The organism is Flavobacterium lipolyticum (assembly GCF_020905335.1).
Lineage (GTDB): Bacteria > Bacteroidota > Bacteroidia > Flavobacteriales > Flavobacteriaceae > Flavobacterium > Flavobacterium lipolyticum.
Window position 1 is genome coordinate 2726370 of record NZ_JAJJMN010000001.1, and the last position, 16571, is coordinate 2742940.

The 16571-nt window shown below is 32.2% G+C and carries 19 protein-coding genes; 17 read left to right on the forward strand and 2 right to left on the reverse strand.

Annotated features, from left to right (window positions below):
* Positions 1 to 29: 29 nt before the first annotated feature.
* Positions 30 to 1406, reverse strand: a complete 1377-nt coding sequence (locus LNQ34_RS11865) for a hypothetical protein (protein ID WP_229999866.1) — start codon at positions 1404 to 1406, stop codon at positions 30 to 32.
* A 198-nt stretch (positions 1407 to 1604) separates the two neighbouring features.
* Between LNQ34_RS11865 and LNQ34_RS11870 the strand changes: the two genes are divergently transcribed.
* The 17 genes from LNQ34_RS11870 (at position 1605) to LNQ34_RS11950 (ending at position 15448) form a co-directional block, all read left to right on the forward strand.
* Positions 1605 to 2369, forward strand: a complete 765-nt coding sequence (locus LNQ34_RS11870) for an alpha/beta fold hydrolase (RefSeq protein ID WP_229999868.1) — start codon at positions 1605 to 1607, stop codon at positions 2367 to 2369.
* A gap of 39 nt (positions 2370 to 2408) precedes the next feature.
* Positions 2409 to 2897 carry a YdcF family protein gene (locus LNQ34_RS11875; RefSeq protein WP_229999869.1) on the forward strand — a complete coding sequence of 163 codons (489 nt, stop codon included), beginning with the start codon at positions 2409 to 2411 and terminating at the stop codon, positions 2895 to 2897.
* A gap of 40 nt (positions 2898 to 2937) precedes the next feature.
* Complete coding sequence (locus tag LNQ34_RS11880; protein ID WP_202702070.1) at positions 2938 to 3282, forward strand: phage holin family protein; 345 nt, start codon at positions 2938 to 2940, stop codon at positions 3280 to 3282.
* Positions 3283 to 3400: 118 nt separating this feature from the next.
* Positions 3401 to 4723, forward strand: coding sequence for a trigger factor (locus tag LNQ34_RS11885; protein ID WP_229999871.1), 1323 nt, complete (start codon positions 3401 to 3403; stop codon positions 4721 to 4723).
* A 306-nt stretch (positions 4724 to 5029) separates the two neighbouring features.
* Entirely contained in the window at positions 5030 to 5704 is a 675-nt protein-coding gene (clpP, locus tag LNQ34_RS11890) for an ATP-dependent Clp endopeptidase proteolytic subunit ClpP (RefSeq protein WP_017497934.1), read from the forward strand.
* A 203-nt stretch (positions 5705 to 5907) separates the two neighbouring features.
* The gene (gene clpX, locus LNQ34_RS11895) at positions 5908 to 7140 is read left to right on the forward strand and encodes an ATP-dependent Clp protease ATP-binding subunit ClpX (protein ID WP_202702068.1); all 1233 of its coding nucleotides are present in this window, start codon (positions 5908 to 5910) and stop codon (positions 7138 to 7140) included.
* A gap of 138 nt (positions 7141 to 7278) precedes the next feature.
* Positions 7279 to 8703 (forward strand): hypothetical protein, encoded by a 1425-nt coding sequence (locus LNQ34_RS11900; RefSeq protein WP_229999873.1) that lies wholly within the window; start codon positions 7279 to 7281, stop codon positions 8701 to 8703.
* Between the two features lie 10 nt (positions 8704 to 8713).
* Positions 8714 to 9322 carry a hypothetical protein gene (locus LNQ34_RS11905; RefSeq protein WP_229999874.1) on the forward strand — a complete coding sequence of 203 codons (609 nt, stop codon included), beginning with the start codon at positions 8714 to 8716 and terminating at the stop codon, positions 9320 to 9322.
* A gap of 1064 nt (positions 9323 to 10386) precedes the next feature.
* Positions 10387 to 10944, forward strand: coding sequence for a hypothetical protein (locus LNQ34_RS11910; RefSeq protein WP_229999876.1), 558 nt, complete (start codon positions 10387 to 10389; stop codon positions 10942 to 10944).
* A gap of 326 nt (positions 10945 to 11270) precedes the next feature.
* A complete protein-coding gene (locus LNQ34_RS11915; RefSeq protein WP_229999877.1) occupies positions 11271 to 12245 on the forward strand; it encodes a hypothetical protein in 975 nt (324 codons plus the stop codon).
* 15 nt (positions 12246 to 12260) lie between these two features.
* Positions 12261 to 12452, forward strand: coding sequence for a hypothetical protein (locus LNQ34_RS11920; protein WP_229999879.1), 192 nt, complete (start codon positions 12261 to 12263; stop codon positions 12450 to 12452).
* An 18-nt stretch (positions 12453 to 12470) separates the two neighbouring features.
* Positions 12471 to 13064, forward strand: a complete 594-nt coding sequence (locus LNQ34_RS11925) for a hypothetical protein (RefSeq protein ID WP_229999880.1) — start codon at positions 12471 to 12473, stop codon at positions 13062 to 13064.
* A gap of 203 nt (positions 13065 to 13267) precedes the next feature.
* Positions 13268 to 13804, forward strand: a complete 537-nt coding sequence (locus tag LNQ34_RS11930) for a hypothetical protein (RefSeq protein WP_202701181.1) — start codon at positions 13268 to 13270, stop codon at positions 13802 to 13804.
* Positions 13805 to 13858: 54 nt separating this feature from the next.
* Positions 13859 to 14068, forward strand: coding sequence for a hypothetical protein (locus LNQ34_RS11935; protein WP_202701183.1), 210 nt, complete (start codon positions 13859 to 13861; stop codon positions 14066 to 14068).
* Between the two features lie 18 nt (positions 14069 to 14086).
* Positions 14087 to 14563 (forward strand): hypothetical protein, encoded by a 477-nt coding sequence (locus LNQ34_RS11940; RefSeq protein WP_202701185.1) that lies wholly within the window; start codon positions 14087 to 14089, stop codon positions 14561 to 14563.
* Positions 14564 to 14616: 53 nt separating this feature from the next.
* Entirely contained in the window at positions 14617 to 15078 is a 462-nt protein-coding gene (locus LNQ34_RS11945; RefSeq protein ID WP_017497739.1) for a hypothetical protein, read from the forward strand.
* Between the two features lie 124 nt (positions 15079 to 15202).
* Positions 15203 to 15448, forward strand: a complete 246-nt coding sequence (locus LNQ34_RS11950) for a hypothetical protein (RefSeq protein ID WP_229999882.1) — start codon at positions 15203 to 15205, stop codon at positions 15446 to 15448.
* Positions 15449 to 15527: 79 nt separating this feature from the next.
* Here the strand turns inward: LNQ34_RS11950 and LNQ34_RS11955 are convergent, their stop codons facing one another.
* Complete coding sequence (locus LNQ34_RS11955) at positions 15528 to 16493, reverse strand: GlxA family transcriptional regulator (RefSeq protein ID WP_202701191.1); 966 nt, start codon at positions 16491 to 16493, stop codon at positions 15528 to 15530.
* Positions 16494 to 16571: the final 78 nt, after the last annotated feature.

Here is a 16571-nt window from a genome sequence, read left to right on the forward strand (position 1 = left end):
AACGGCTTTAAGTTTATATTTTAAGAGGTTTATTTTCTCTCAAAAGCTTTGATGAAATCTTGAAACTTGGCATCAAGTTTTTCGAATCCTACAGAGAAGTAAGTGCTGAAAGAAACTTCAGTATTATCATTGAATTTTAAATAATATTCTTCTTCATAGTAAGCTCTTGTAAATGATTCTCCCGTACCATTGTGTGACCAGTAAGAGTTTTTGGTATCCCAAACAGGTAAAGTGGTAGTGTAATCATAGTCTGATTTTTCGGAACGCAGAACAATATCTGCAATTTTAGTTCCGTCTTTCTTAGAAACTAAGACTAATTTTATGTTTTTGTTGAAAATAGTAGCTGTGCCTTCAGAATATTTTTTGTTATATGCATTTACTGCAGTGTAATATTCTTTATAGTTAGCTTTAGCGTTGTATGAGTCTGGGTAAGCAGGGTATGATATACTTTTCTCTAATGCCGCGTCATCAGCAGCTTCAGTAGCTAAATCAGTTTCAGCAACGATAATAAAATTGTCCATTAGTTTAATCAGTCCGTTTGCTTTGCCTCTGTATTGAACAAGTTTATCATCATTGATAAGAGCATCAATATTAGCAGAGCTTCCTGCACTGAAGTCAAGTAAAGTTTTTCCGTTGTAGGTAAAAAGGGCTTTTGAAGTGTTTTCAGTTCCTTTTTTACCATTCATTTCCCAAGTATAACCATCATTTAAAACCATTTTATAAGAAAACTCATCAGGAGATTGGTTTTTTGAAGAATATTTGGCAGTTTGGGTAAAAGTCGCCGCTGTTGTATTGTCGATGGTCAAGATAGCATCTGTAGATGTTGGTAAAAAGAAATAATCATACACAGATGGGCTTTGGATATATTGTTGTTTTACAGCATCATAAGTCCATTTTCCGTAAGTGTCGATACTTTTTACTTTTACATCAGAAGCAACAGCTTTTACAGAAAGAATTGCATTGTTTGTTGTTTGTGTTTTTTTAGCCGGGAAAACGAATTTCAGTTCTGTTGTAGAAGCTGTTTTTACCCAGGTTTTTGCGGTATTGTCCCAAGTGTAAATACCGTAAACTCCGGAAACGTTTAAAATGTCTTCTATTTTATTGCTGTTTTTTCCGTTAGTAACGTCAACTTCACTGATCTCTAATAATCTGTTTAAGTTTTGTGTTGCTTCAATAGCACCAGAACTTTTAGATTTGTCTAATTGAACGAACATTTCATTAGCTTCTGCCTCTAATTTTATTTTTTGATCAGCAGGAGTTAATTTAGAATAAGGTTGTTTTAGAATAGCTGCAATTTGTTCATCACGAGTTTGTTCTGTTGGAGTTTCTTCTTTACTGTCGTCACTAGAACAGGAAACCATAAGTTGAGAAGCAACTAAGGATACTAAAAATAATTTTTTAATCATGGTTGAGGTTTAAATTAAATAAAATTTTATTTTGATTTTTAAAGGCGCAAGTTACGGTTTGTATCTGTGCTTTCTTTACGGAAAGCCGTAAAGGCGCTAAGTTTTTTTAAATAAAGGAGCTTTGTTGAGGTTAATTAGTTTAAGAATTGGTGCATAACTTTTTTTACCTTTGCGGATAGTTTTTAAAACCCAATACAAATGTTATATTCGAAAATAGAAGGAGAAGGAAAACCTTTCGTGATCATGCACGGATTTTTAGGAATGTCAGACAACTGGAAAACACTTGCAGGTCAATATGTCGACGCGGGGTTTCAGGTTCATCTTCTGGATTTGAGAAATCACGGCCGTAGTTTTCATTCAGACGAATGGTCGTATGAGGCGATGGTACAAGACGTGTTTGAATATTGTCAGGCCAATCATTTAAATAAAATAGAGCTGTTAGGACATTCAATGGGAGGGAAAGTGGCCATGCTTTTCGCTACTACACATCCTGAAATAGTCGATAAATTAATTGTAGCCGATATTGGCCCTCGATTTTACAAACAGCACCATCAGGATATTTTGGCAGGATTAAATGCCGTTGATTTTTCGGTAAAACCAAGTCGAAATGATGTTGAAGCAATTGTTGCGCAATACGTTCCCGATTTTGGTACACGACAATTTTTATTAAAGAATTTATATTGGAAGGAACCTGGACAGCTGGCTTTCAGATTCAATCTGGCAGTTTTTAATGATAATCTGGATGCTATCGGAAAAGCGCTGGCCGATGATTTAGTTTTCGATAAAGAGACCTTGTTTATAAGAGGAGGGGATTCCGGCTATATTTTAGATGCAGATTTTGAAGCAATACGCGAACATTTTCCTAAAGCGAAATTCGAAACCATTCCCAATGCAGGACACTGGCTTCACGCCGAAAATCCAAAAATGTTTTTTGAACTGACAGCAGGATTTTTAAAAGAGTAAGTTTTGATTTAAAAGGACTAGTTCTATTTAGTTTAAAAGATGAAAGTTTTAATAGTTTTGGGATCTCCAAATTCAGAAACAGGAGATTTGGGGCAGGTAGCTCTGGACAGGTTAAAGTATTGTTTAGATATTTTTGAATCAAAGGACAATTGCATTATTTGTACAGGAGGTTTTGGAGAGCACTTTAATACAGCGCCGCTTCCACATGCCGATTATGCTGTGAAATATTTAAAAGAGAAAGGACTTAGTGCTGAAAATTTTCTGGAGTGTGCCTTGTCTGCCAATACCGTCGAAGATGCGGTTGTATCAAAAAAGATAGTGCTCAATCACAACTTAAATTCGGTTGTGGTCATTACGTCTGATTATCATGTTGAAAGAGTGAAACTTATTTTTGATGAAATTTTAGGATTTGATCAGATTGAATATGTCGGAGTAACACATGATATTTCCGATAGTGAAAAAAAGAAATTACTGGAGCACGAAAAAAAAGCAATCAATGCAATTTTGAGCAAAGGTTTATATTATTAAATTTTAGTACTTTTAAATAAATTTTTAAAACCATACCATTATGAATTTACTACTCAGACTTCTTGTTACGGCAGGTTTAGTTTTGTTAATTGCCCACTTTTTACCTGGTGTTCATGTTGCCAGTTTTACCACCGCGGTAATTGTTGCGGTAGTTTTAGGGTTGTTAAATATTTTTATAAAACCAATATTAGTAGTTTTGACTTTACCGGTTACACTTATTACTTTAGGTTTATTTCTGTTAGTAATTAATGCAATTATTATTTTGTTCTGTACAAATATTGTTGGAGGCTTTGCCGTCGATTCGTTCTGGACAGCCTTGTTTTTTAGTGTTATCTTGTCTATCCTTCAATCGATCACCTATAAGATTATAGGAGACGACAAATAAAACAAATAGAGAAAGCGCGATTAAAACGTATTCAAATACAATAGATTAAAAACTTGGTTGGGTTGCAAAAATTTTATAATTTTGCGACCCAATTTTATTATGTAAATCAAAGAAGAAAATGGATATTAAAAGAGTAGCAATAGACGCTGTGAATGAAACTATTGTAATGACAGTTGTTCACATGGATTATAAAGGTCAGGTAGCAAAAAGAATAAACGAAAAAATGCCGTTGGCTACTGTAAAAGGTTTCAGAAAAGGACAGGTTCCTAAAGACCTGGTTGAAAAACAATACGGAAAAGCAATTAAGCAGGAAGAAGTTAAAAAAGTAGTTGATTTGGCTTTAGAGCGTTTTGTTCAATCTGAAAGATTAAATCTTTTAGGAACTCCGCTAGCTAAAGTAAACGAAAACTTTGACTGGGATGCTGAAGAATTAACATTCGAGTACGAAATTGGTTTAGTGCCAAACTTCGAAATTGATTTAGAAGCTAAAAACAATATCGTAAAATACATCGTGACTGCTGATGATAAATTAATCGACGGTCAGGTAGAGCGTATCCAAAAACAATTTGGAAAAGCAATTCCACAAGAAGTGGTAGTAGCTGATTCTGATTTGACAGGAACTTTCTCTAACGAAGAAAACGGAATCAACAATACAACTACAATCGCTGTAGCTACTTTCAACAAAGCTGCCGGAGATAAATTCATCGGTAAAAAAGTGGGTGATGTTGTAACAGTAAGCACAAAAGGTTTATTTGAAGACGATCACCAATTAATGGACTACCTAAAAGTAGGTCATGATAATGTTCACGGTTTAGATATCGAAGTAAACTTTACTATCGAGGCTATCAACGGAGCTGAATTGGCTGAATTGAACCAGGAGTTATTCGATAAACTTTTTGGTGAAGGAAAAGTAGCTTCTTTAGAAGATTTGAAATCTAAAATTAAAGAAGATGCTGAAGCTCAATTCGCGCAGCAAGCAGATCAAAAATTATTGTTAGACGTTCAGGACTTCTTGATCGAAAGTACAAAATTTGATTTACCGGCTGAATTCCTTAAAAAATGGTTGCAAACTGTTGGAGAGAAAAAACTTTCTGCAGAAGAAGCTGAAATTGAATATGCAAGATCTGAAAAAGGATTACGTTTTCAATTAATCGAAGGAAAAGCTTTAGCACAAAGTAATATCCAGATTAATTTTGAAGATTTGAAAGCTTTTACAACAAATGCAATCAAACAACAAATGGCTCAATTTGGACAGTTAAATCCTTCTGACGAAGAAGTTCAGACAATTGTAGCAAGAGTTTTATCAAACCAGGAAGAAGTGAAAAGACTTTCTGAGCAGGTAGTAGCTGAGAAGTTATTGGAAATCTTTAAAGAAAAAGCAAATCCAACTACAAAAGAAGTAACTTACGAAGAATTTATTGCCGCTTCATACGGAGAATAATTTTTTAGTCTGTAATGTCATAAAGTCAAAAGTTGTAAAGTCTTTCAAACTTTATGAATTTATTACAAACATGAACTAATAAAAAATAGTTATATTTGAGCGTCAATGGAAGTTTTTTCTATTGACGCTTATTTTTTGTTTCAGGTTTCAGGTTTCAATTTTTTTTACGTAATGTTAGAACTTGAAACGTGAAATAAATTATAAAATAAGACAAATTGACATCCTTTCTAAAAAGGTATGAAGTTTGTCTTTTGTTTTAAGTCGCTTTCAGACTTTAGACTTTCAAACTTTAAACTAAGAAAAAATATGAACTACGGTAAAGAATTCAAAAAATTTGCTACAAAGCACCAGGGAGTAAATGCCATGTACTATGACAAAATTATAGCGGCAATGAACCCAACCAATATGACTCCATATATTATTGAAGAACGTCAGTTGAATATTTCTCAATTAGATGTTTTTTCCAGATTAATGATGGACAGAATTATCTTTTTAGGAACAGGTATCGACGACCAGATCGCGAACATTGTTCAGGCACAGTTATTATTTTTAGAAAGTGCTGATGCTTCAAAAGACATTCAGATTTATCTGAATTCTCCTGGAGGAAGTGTTTATGCAGGATTAGGAATTTATGATACCATGCAATATATCAAACCGGATGTAGCGACAATTTGTACCGGTATGGCAGCCTCTATGGGAGCAGTACTATTATGTGCAGGAGCAGCGGGAAAACGTTCGGCTTTACCACATTCAAGAGTAATGATTCACCAGCCATCTGGAGGAGCTCAGGGAGTTGCAACAGATATGGAAATCAACTTACGTGAAATGTTGAAATTGAAAGATGAATTGTATCATATTATTTCTCAACATTCAGGACAAACTTTTGATAAAGTACACAAAGACAGTGAGCGTGATTACTGGATGATTGCAGATGAAGCAAAAGAATACGGAATGATTGATGAAGTATTAAGAAGAAGCTAATTTTTTTTAAAGCTTCTAAGTTGCTAAGACGCTAAGATTCTAAGTGTTCTTTGTGATTTAAAATTTTAAATAAAAAAAATAAAAATATTAGAGCCTGTTTAAAATTTAAACAGGCTCTTAAACTGTAAAGAGTTAAGTTTTAAAGTTTTAGTTGAAAAACTTTAAAACTTAGTATCTTTGCAGCTTAGTAACTTAAATAAAGAATGGCAAAAGTAGTATTAGAATGTTCGTTTTGTGGAAGAAAAAAGCCAGAAACTAATTTATTGATTGCAGGTATCAATGCACATATCTGTGATAAGTGTATCGAGCAGGCACATGGAATTGTATTAGAAGAATTAAAATCAAGTGGAAGCGCAAAACTAGTTGGGGATTTAATTTTAAAGAAACCAAAAGAAATCAGAGCTTTCTTAGATCAATATGTTATTGGCCAGGATCAGACGAAAAAAGTAATGTCGGTTGCCGTTTACAATCACTACAAACGTTTAATGCAACAGCAATTAGACGATGAAGTTGAGATTGAAAAAAGTAACATCATTATGGTGGGACAAACCGGAACAGGAAAAACACTGGTAGCAAAAACAATTGCTAAAATGTTAGACGTTCCTTTGGCTATCGTTGATGCGACCGTACTTACCGAGGCAGGTTATGTAGGAGAAGATGTTGAAAGTATTTTAACACGTTTGCTGCAAGCTGCCGATTATGATGTAACCAAAGCCGAAAGAGGAATCGTTTTTATTGACGAGATTGATAAAATTGCCCGTAAGAGTGATAATCCGTCTATTACCCGTGACGTTTCCGGTGAAGGAGTACAACAGGCTTTATTGAAACTGCTTGAAGGAACCGTCGTAAACGTGCCGCCAAAAGGAGGACGTAAACACCCGGACCAGAAATTTGTGGAAGTAAATACGCAAAACATCCTGTTTATTGCAGGAGGTGCTTTTGATGGCGTTGAGCGTATCATTTCTAAACGTTTGAACCGTCAGGCTGTTGGATATTCGACTTCTAAAAATGTAGACAATATCGATAAAGACAATTTATTGCAATACATTATTCCAAAAGATATTAAAGATTTCGGTTTGATTCCTGAAATTATTGGACGTTTACCGGTTTTAACGCACATGGATCCTTTAGACAAAGAAACCCTGCGTGCAATTTTGACACAGCCTAAAAATGCTTTGGTAAAACAATACCAAAAATTATTCTTAATGGATGAAGTTGAATTCACCATTACAGATGAGGCATTAGATTTTATTGTAGACAAAGCATTAGAGTACAAATTAGGAGCACGTGGATTGCGTTCGTTATGCGAAGCAATCTTAACCGATGCCATGTACGAATTGCCAAGTTCAGACGATAAAGTTTTAAGTATCGATAAAGATTATGCAAAACATACTTTGAATAAAAATCTATTGAAACGTATGGAAATCGCTTCATAAGTTTCTATAATAAGATTTAATAATGTAGAAAAAACCTGTTCGGCTTAACGAACAGGTTTTTTTTATTTTGTAAAACAAAACCTATAATTTAAATTATTTATTATAATGTTTTTCTTATATTTATAAAAATGTATTTGTATGAAAAATATTAAAAAAATAGCAATCCTCTTAATGGTTTTAGGAGTTGCTGTGTTAACAGGTCGTTGTGTTTCAGAAGAAGCAGGAAGCGAACAAAAAATAGAGCAATCTATTAAGGTTAGTCAAGCGAGGGTTTGGTTTGAACAGTATCAATCAAAAGTAAAAATTGATTCGTCGTTTAAAAGTCAGGTTTATAATTGGAATAGTGCAATCAGGGAAACTTTTGAAAATGGGTCTGAGGCAATTGTAGTTCCTGTTAGAGATAATAATCTTAGTGATGCTTATAAAGGTCAGAAAGTATTGTATTTATACCCTTTAGAAAATAAAAAAGATTTTTCGGCCACACTATATGAAATACTCCCTTTATCAGAATCTTTAGAAAAAATAAAAAGTTCAGCGGATTTAGTTAATTTTAATGGATATATCATTGCCTGGGATTTAGAAAGAGGATTTGTAAATGGGGCAAAATTTGAGAACTCCAATACGACAGCAGCGCTAACGGGACTTAGAGTAATCTCTCCGGAGGAATCAGAACGCCTCAATAAATCGACCGCTAAGTCGGATCCTTTTGAGTTAGATGAAGTAATCATCCGCAGAGAAAAATCCGAAAATAAGCAGGAGTATGGAGGAGGAGCTTATGGAGGCAGCCTAAATTCAGGATCGAAGGGTAGTACGGGAGGTTATGTGAGTGCTCCTGGCGGTGGTGGAAATGGAAGTTCAGGCTCGACAACTTCTCCAAATGCTCAAAAGATAGAAGAGCAAATTAGTGCAGACAAACTGGATGCTTGTCCTAAAGATGTTTTAGAACGATTAAAGAAGGTAAAAAATATTGATATAGCAGCTGTACTTAGTAAATTAGGGTCAAGTAAAGTGTTTATTGTTGAAATAGAGTCAAGTTCGGTAATTACAAGGCCTGCATCGGCTTCTACGACTAATGTTCCAAATAATTATAATATTAAGGTAAGTTCAAATTATACTAGTGCCACACAATTATTTAGAGCTTCAAATTTATTACATGAAATTATACATTGTTACTTTTTTAGTTTAGTTGACGAATATACAGTTAAAAATGATCCTGCAATTTTTAATGATTTTCCAATGTTGTTTCAAAAATTTGTTGATAAAAAATACCCTGGTTCTAAAGATTCTGCCCATCATGACGAGATGGCAAACACGTATGTAAATGCAATTGGAGCTGCATTGCAAGAATTTCAAACAGGACTACCTGTTTCTAAAGGGGAAGTTCCTAATCAAATATATAGGGATTTAGCTTGGGGAGGTTTACAGGAAGCACCAATATTTAAGCAAAAATTTCCAGAAGGAAGTCTAGAATATAATAGAATTATTGGAAGATATAATGGAGAGAGTGTTAATTCAACCATAAACGGACAAACTCCCAAAGGAAAACCATGTGCCATAAAATAATACCCTTATCATGAGAAAGTACTTTATTAGTTTAATTATAGTGATAATATTTATTCAGAGCTGTTCTTCGGTTAAGGAAAGTTTATCTCCTTTAAATACCTATTTAAGTTCTAAACTTAATGATAATGATACAATTATTGTCATTGAAAATAAGATTAATAACAATTTTGCAATAGATTTTCTAAAAAGGAGTTCTGTTGTGAGAGTAGATAATAATACGATTGAAGGTAGTACTGGTCTGAAATTTCCATTGTATAAAGAAGAATATTGGGATATTATGAATCGAAGATATCGGAATAAGATCACAGATAAAGTTTGGCTTAAAACTGAACTTTGGAATAGAAAGGATTTTAGAAATACTAAAATCAAGTTTATAAGAGAAGATGCTTTTCCAAAACCATATGTTTATAATGAGTACATGACAGCAAAAAAAAGAGAACTTTCTGTATTCTCATTTTCAGAACCAATTTTTTATAAAAATTCAAAGTATGTAATATTTGCAAAATCTGAAACTAGCACTAAAAAACAGTTTATCGAACCTAATTCCATTATTATTATGAAAAAGGAAAAAGGGAAATGGATTGTGGTTAAGGAGATTGGAGATTATGTTTATTACTAGTTTATGGGTTAAATATTGAGTATAAAAACTTTTTTTTTCGTTTTATTAAACAAAGTTATCTCTATATGGCATGGGGTGGTTTAGCAGAAACAAAGGCCTTTAAAAATCTTCCTCAAGCTGACCAAGAAAGAATATTGGACAGAATTCATTCGGAGTATAAAAATTAGGGAATAATAGTTTCAATCTTAGAGGAAAAAAAGCTTGTCAATATAAACATACTAATTAGAAAATATGAGAGCATACTTCATTTTTTTGTTTTTCTCTTTATTCGCCAATGTTGCTATTGGTCAAACAATCAGCAAAGTTGATAACGAAGATTATGAGGTAATAAACCAAATAGAGCTTTCAACTTACAGCTAACTAAGATGAGTGGAAACCGCCTTCATCGATTTGTTTAAACATTAGTGTTTTGTCTCTATATTTCACATGTTATGTTCTGGATATATTAGTTGACTTAGAAAATGTAAAATGGATCAAAAGACCTAATAAAAATGAAGATTTAGAGATTGTTTACGCCATTGAAATTAATAAAATTACTGCATTAATGGAAAAATATAGGATTACAAAATTCCCGCTAGAATTATTAAGTTATAGACTTCCGGAAATTAGTAGGGGATTTATACCTTTTGGAGAATTTACATTTTTCAACGCATTCTTTTTAGATGAATATTATACAAGATTATGAAATACGTTATTTGCATTTTTTTAATTTTTGGTATAGGATTTTTGGTCTATGGTTATACCTATCCGACTAAATATTGTTTGGATATCAACATTCATGATACCTATTATGTGTTTAGCTACAGGCCAGTAGCGACAGCAGTATTATTGTTTTCTTTGTTGCTTTATTTGGTACATTTTTTATATAAAAAAGTACGGTAATTTATAAACTAAGTGGTATAGTTAATAATAAATTACAATTGAAAAAAGAAATACCTTTAAGAATACACGGAGCAAGGGTACAATTTAACTCAACTACTGCTTTACCAGCAACTGAGCACAAAACGACTGCCATATTTTCAACTGATTGCCGATAATTGATATTTATGATTGGAAAAAATTTAATGAATTTAGCATATTTATATTACCCTAAAAATATATGCCCCTGGACTCAAAAGGAATTGTACTTAGAAACTGTAGAATATAAAAGATTGAAAGTATTAATTGAATATTTTGATTCTGAAGTAAATCAGAAACTACGAAATAGTATTCGAATCGAGTTTGATAAAGATTTAGTTTTAAGGGGTTTTGAAGATTTTTCGAGACTGGATTGGGAAGATCGCTGTTATACCTTTTTTTTGAATATTGTTGAAGGAGGTGAATTGTGCTCCATTACTTTACACTTAAGTATCTTGGTTCCTTATTATGTGATTGAGACGTTAATTCATAAGAACCAAATGATAATTTCGAAATCTAGGATCGAAGAATTGGAGAAAGAAAATTTAGATCCGAGAAAAATGAAAGATTTGGTTTTGGATATTAAATCAATTGTTGAAACCAAACTACTGTATCAAGAATTTCCAGAAACATTAATTCATACTGTTATTGAAGATATTAGTTTTCAGGATATATACTTAGGTCATTTTAAAATGTATAATGTTTTTTTTAATAATCGTCGATGAAAAGAATAACTAGAAACTATTTGATTTTTTTAGCTTTATGTATTTTGTTATTGATCTGTTCCTACTTTTCTGAGTGTTTCTATACAATTTGTCTCTATGATACTTATTATCTTATAAGTTATTTTTATTTTGTTATTCTTTTTTTGCTTATTGGTACTATTCTTTATTTTCTTAGATCGCTCCAATTTAGGAAAAGAAGAAGTTGAATATAGGAAAATAGTAAAAAAGCTGTTCGTTAGTTCGAATAGTTTTTTTTGTAAAATAAAACCTATATTTTTAAACTGTCTAACATGATGTTTTTCTTATATTTATAAAAATATATTTGTATGAAAAATATTAAAAAAATGGCAATCCTCTTAATGGTTTTAGGAGTTGCAGTGTTAACAGGTCGTTGTGTTTCAGAAGAAGCAGGAAGTGAACAAAAAATAGAGCAATCTATTAAGGTTAGTCAAGCGAGGGTTTGGTTTGAACAGTATCAATCAAAGGCAAAAATTGATTCATCGTTTAAAAGTCAGGTTTATAATTGGGATAATGCAATCACGGAAACTTTTGAAAATGGGTCTGAGGCCATTGTAGTTCCTGTTAGAGATAATAATCTTAGTGATGCTTATAAAGGTCAGAAAGTACTTTATTTATACCCTTTAGAAAATAAAAAAGATTTTTCGGCCACACTATATGAAATACTCCCTTTATCAGAATCTTTAGAAAAAATAAAAACTTCAGGAGATTTAGTTAACTTTAATGGATACATCATTGCCTGGGATTTAGAAAGAGGATTTGTAAATGGGGCAAAATTTGAAAACTCCAATACGACAGCAGGGCTAACGGGACTTAGAGTAATCTCTCCGGAGGAATCAGAACGCCTCAATAAATCGACATCTAAATCTGATCCTTTTGAGTTAGATGAAGTAATCATCCGCAGAGAAAAATCCGAGAATAAGCAGGAGTATGGAGGAGGAGCTTATGGAGGCAGTTTAAATGCAGGATCAAAGGGTAATAGTCCGAAAGGGTATGTGAAGTCTCCGGGAGGTGGGGGAAGTAGTAGTTCTACAGAGTCAACGGTGACTAAAGTTATTCCGCCTAGTTGTGAAAGTTTTAACTTTACATCAAAAAAAGGGGCTAATTGGCAAGTAGCGATGGTCAAAAATATTAATTTTAGAGTTATAGGATTGAGTCCAAAAGGAATTGAAATATTGCATGTTCTTAGTTATCCGCAAGCAATATATTTTGGTACACCAACAAATATACAGGTGGGTAATACAGATATGACACCTGGAATTGCGGCAAATGTTTCTGCTTGAGCACTTCAACAATCAATGCAGGACGTAATAGATAAATATGGAGGAACAGACGTGTCAGATTTGATACTTGATCGATATTTTAGAGAGAGATTAGTGCACAATTATCCTCTTTACGTTAGTGGAGGTAGGGTAAATTTTAATTCAACTGAAAAACTTCCCGCGACTAATTATAAAACAAATACATGGACTTCAGGAAACTGTAATTAACTATTTAAATCGATTAGTATGATTGAAAAGGTTTTAAAAAATTTAATTTATTTACTCTATCCGCGAAATATATGTGCCTATACAGAAAAAGACATGTATTTTATTTCCGAGGAGTATAAGAGATTACTTCAAATAATAAATGATTTTAATAATGAAGAGAGTAAGGTCTTTAGGAAGAGAATTGCTGCAGAGTTTGAACATGATTACACATTAAATAAATTAAATGACCACACCTTGCTTGATTTAGGGGATAGATGTATGACTTTTAATGTGAGTGTAATCGAAGATGGTGAGTTATATACAATATCATTATTTATTAGCATTATAGTACCATATTATGTAATTAAAGTTCAAAGAAATATAATTGACTTGTATTTCTCCAAATCAGAAGTAACTAATTTAGAAGAAAAAAATATAGAAATAAGAACTATAAATGAATTAGTTATGGATATTGAAGCAGTAGTTGAGGATAAATTTTTATACAAAAAATTTCCAAAAGAAATACTTAATTCAGTTGTTGAAGATATTAGTTTTCAAGATACAGAGTTTGGCTGTTTTACGATGTTTATTGCTTTTTTTAATAATGTGATTATCAAAGAAAATGAAAAGTGATTTTTTAATATTTCTGGCAATTACCGGATTATTGTTAATTCTTCTTTACTTCTTCGAGTACAATTTTAATTTTTGTATTTCCAATACATTTTATCTTGTAAGCTATTTTTTCCCTGTTTTATTAGTGTTTGTATTAGGGTGTGTATATTATTTGATAAAGTTTATAAAAAAGAAGAGAAAGTAAAAAACGTAAATTAAAAAATATGAGAGCGCACTTCATTTTTTTGTTTTTTTCTTTATTAGTTAATGTTGCTATTGGTCAAACAAGCAGCAAAGTTGATAACGAAGATTATGAGGTAATAAACCAAATAACAAATAGTTTAATAGAGGGTAGAAAACAGTTATATGTAAAGGATAACGATACAGCTGTAGCTCTTTATGAAAAGAGTCTGGTATTTAAAGATCAAAAAAGATTCTTCACTAAAAAAGCTTTTGAAGAGTATTTTTATACACCGATAGATTCTGTAAAAATAAAAAAGCTAATTAAATCAATGAACTTTGAATATTTAGCCAATCAAAAGAGAGAAGAAGTAAATTGGAATTTAACTAAATTCAAATATCCTTTTATAAAATATAGTGAATCGACACCTTATGAAGCTATTAGGTTTAGTGTCTCACCTCCAATCTATTCCAAAGACAAAAAAGTGGTTTTTATTTTTTTCAGTAACCCCTGCAATTATGATGGATGGGGTGCTACTACAGTAATAGTTTGTAAGAAAGTAAGTAATAAATGGGCTTGATATCTGAACTTTCCAATTACTTAAAGTTAATATTTTTAAGTAGCGATAAAGATTATGCAAAATAGATATGCTTGTACTGATTTTGGTATTGCTGTTGGTAAATTAGGAGGGATTAATCTTCCTTCAACAAAGGCCTCCAGTTTTACTTTTAATGGTACATCTCCAGGGAATTTAGGCGATGATGTTAGAAATGGTAATTTTCTAAATACGACAAAAACGACAACTAAAAGCAATGCTCCACAGAGAAAAGGATATTGTAATTGATAATTTAAATTATAACAAATGAAATGTCTAAGTTTAGTACTAGTTCTGATTCTTGGTTATTCGGTAGATTCATATGGTCAAGAGAATAATGAAATAAAGCTGATAAGAGATTTTTATAAAGCATTATATATTAATGATATTGATCCAGAAGAAATAGTTGCTAGATATATTAAATGTTCTGATGCAGATCAATGTAAAAAAGGTGCATATATGGTGATGGACTTTCGTAATCTGGCTAATGAAGAAAAGGGAAATTTCTTTTTATTAAAAAAAGATATAATGGAGAATAATTTTTTTATCTCTTCTTATAATTCTTTTCCTGAGACTGATAAAATTAAATTCAAAAATCTAGCAGGAGACAAAAGGAAGGAGATTTATAAAGTTGATCTAAGGAATGGTGCTCCTCAGTATTTTTTAATCGAAAAAGATAAAATAGTATCTTTTTTTGGGTTCCAAAAAGCTGGTTCCGAAGATTATACTTTTATAGTTTTTTAGTAATGTAATATTGTAGAAAGAGAATTTCGTCAAAAAAGAAAGGAGGTTGCTAAATGAAAATTAATAAATGTATGTTTTTAGTTGTCGTATTACTATTAAAAACACCGACTATTGCATGTCAGAATAAAATAAATGAGACTGACATGGTAACTAATTTTGTGAAATCTGTTTTTTTTGAAGAGAGATCGACGAGATTTATTGCAGATAATTTTATCTGTTTTGAAACAGTAAACTCTGATGTAAAGTATTCTTTAGATGACCGAATAGAGATACTTAGTAAACATTTGAAAAAGATAAAAGAAGATAAAAAAGTGCTCTTAAATTCAGAAGATTTTTATGTGGTAGGCTATAAAGACTATAAGCATGATAAAGTTTTTTTTTCTAGAGATACCGATAAAATTTTTATTTTAATAAGTAAAAATAAACCAGTTGAATATTTCTATTTAATAGACGGCAGAATACTCTCTTTTGATTATATTCTTAAAGGAGATGAGGGGGTTTTTATAACATATTAAACTCTTATTTATAAGTTTCTTAACCTGTTTGTTAATTCGAACAGGTTTTTTGGTGAAGAAAAGAACTTTCTAAGTTAATTTATTTATTATAATTTTTTTCCTACATTTGCAAAAATGGATTTGTGTGAAGGATATTAAAAAATTTGCCATTGTTCTAATTGTTTTGGGGCTTCCGATGTTGGTCACTCATTGGCTTTTAATGAAAAAGAAAGAAAAGGAAAAAATGGAGAAATTTATTGTTGTTGACAAAGAAAAATTTTGGTTGGAACTGTATCAGCCTACAGCAAGAATTGATTCTTCATTTAAGAATCAGGTTTATGATTGGGATAATTATATGCCAGGAAAACTTTCGAAAACAAATTTGAAATAATTGTATTTACCATTAATGATAACTGATTTACTGGCTAAAAAGATTAGCAGTAAAGTTATAATACAGTAGAAAACAATCATTACTGCACCCTAAACTTCTCCCGATACTCAATAGGTTTCATGCCTACCATTTTATAAAAAACTTTCCTAAAGGCTTTAGGGTCATTATAGCCGGTTTTTTCAATAATTTCAGAAATCGAAAGTTGCGTTTGTTCTAGATATTTCTTTGAACTTTCGACTCTTATATTTTGCAGGTATTCAATAGGCGGGATGCCGGTAACCTGTTTGAAGCGTCGCGTCATATTTCGGGTGCTGGTAGGAATGTCTTTGGTGATTTCTTCCAGTTTTTCGATCGTATGGTACTGACTTTCTATTTTTTGCTGCAGCATGGCAACTAAAGCATCATTGTGCAAATGGTTGGGTCTAAAAGTACTGAAATAACTCTGCTTGTATCGGTTTAGGTCGATCGAAAAAATCTTTGCAATCTGAACTGCAATCTCATTTCCACAATATTTCTGAACCAAAAGAATCAACAGGTGAAATGTTGAGGTAGAGCCTCCGCTGGTATACAAACTACCGTCGGCCGTTAAAGTTTCTTCGGGCTTCAATTTTACGAGTGGGAACGCTTTGGTAAAAGCACTGCAGGCATCGACATGAGTTGTGGCCAACTTTTCGTTAAGCAAACCGGATGCGGCAAACAAAAAGGCACCCGTACAAAAACTGGCCAACTCGGCACCGGACTGATGGTGCTTTTTGAGCCATGGAATAAAGTTTTTGTTTTTTGTGATCATTTCGCTCATATTATCCGTAGTAAAAGCCGGAATTAGAATAAGTTCAAGGATAGTTGCAGAACCTTCAATCGGATTTACTTTATAGCCAAACAAATTTGCTTCTTTGATCTGTTCTGTCAATTGAAATACCATAATCTCAAAAGGCTTTTCGTCTTCTTTAGCAAGTTTGTTGGCAGTTTCAAAAACTTCTAAAATGGCCGCTATACTTAGTAATTTATAGTCGTGCGGAACAATTAATCCTACTTTCTTAGTCATGATTGCATTGGTTTTTGGAAAAATGAGAGGTTACAAAAGTAAGTATTTTGTCTTAAATGACCCTAAAAATGACTTTTA

Excerpts from the sequence above, each read along its gene's own strand:
- LNQ34_RS11865 (WP_229999866.1), bottom strand. The coding sequence starts at position 1,406 with ATGATTAAAAAATTATTTTTAGTATCCTTAGTTGCTTCTCAACTTATG.
- LNQ34_RS11870 (WP_229999868.1), top strand. The coding sequence starts at position 1,605 with ATGTTATATTCGAAAATAGAAGGAGAAGGAAAACCTTTCGTGATCATG.
- LNQ34_RS11875 (WP_229999869.1), top strand. The coding sequence starts at position 2,409 with ATGAAAGTTTTAATAGTTTTGGGATCTCCAAATTCAGAAACAGGAGAT.
- LNQ34_RS11880 (WP_202702070.1), top strand. The coding sequence starts at position 2,938 with ATGAATTTACTACTCAGACTTCTTGTTACGGCAGGTTTAGTTTTGTTA.
- LNQ34_RS11885 (WP_229999871.1), top strand. The coding sequence starts at position 3,401 with ATGGATATTAAAAGAGTAGCAATAGACGCTGTGAATGAAACTATTGTA.
- clpP (WP_017497934.1), top strand. The coding sequence starts at position 5,030 with ATGAACTACGGTAAAGAATTCAAAAAATTTGCTACAAAGCACCAGGGA.
- clpX (WP_202702068.1), top strand. The coding sequence starts at position 5,908 with ATGGCAAAAGTAGTATTAGAATGTTCGTTTTGTGGAAGAAAAAAGCCA.
- LNQ34_RS11900 (WP_229999873.1), top strand. The coding sequence starts at position 7,279 with ATGAAAAATATTAAAAAAATAGCAATCCTCTTAATGGTTTTAGGAGTT.
- LNQ34_RS11905 (WP_229999874.1), top strand. The coding sequence starts at position 8,714 with ATGAGAAAGTACTTTATTAGTTTAATTATAGTGATAATATTTATTCAG.
- LNQ34_RS11910 (WP_229999876.1), top strand. The coding sequence starts at position 10,387 with ATGAATTTAGCATATTTATATTACCCTAAAAATATATGCCCCTGGACT.
- LNQ34_RS11915 (WP_229999877.1), top strand. The coding sequence starts at position 11,271 with ATGAAAAATATTAAAAAAATGGCAATCCTCTTAATGGTTTTAGGAGTT.
- LNQ34_RS11920 (WP_229999879.1), top strand. The coding sequence starts at position 12,261 with ATGCAGGACGTAATAGATAAATATGGAGGAACAGACGTGTCAGATTTG.
- LNQ34_RS11925 (WP_229999880.1), top strand. The coding sequence starts at position 12,471 with ATGATTGAAAAGGTTTTAAAAAATTTAATTTATTTACTCTATCCGCGA.
- LNQ34_RS11930 (WP_202701181.1), top strand. The coding sequence starts at position 13,268 with ATGAGAGCGCACTTCATTTTTTTGTTTTTTTCTTTATTAGTTAATGTT.
- LNQ34_RS11935 (WP_202701183.1), top strand. The coding sequence starts at position 13,859 with ATGCAAAATAGATATGCTTGTACTGATTTTGGTATTGCTGTTGGTAAA.
- LNQ34_RS11940 (WP_202701185.1), top strand. The coding sequence starts at position 14,087 with ATGAAATGTCTAAGTTTAGTACTAGTTCTGATTCTTGGTTATTCGGTA.
- LNQ34_RS11945 (WP_017497739.1), top strand. The coding sequence starts at position 14,617 with ATGAAAATTAATAAATGTATGTTTTTAGTTGTCGTATTACTATTAAAA.
- LNQ34_RS11955 (WP_202701191.1), bottom strand. The coding sequence starts at position 16,493 with ATGACTAAGAAAGTAGGATTAATTGTTCCGCACGACTATAAATTACTA.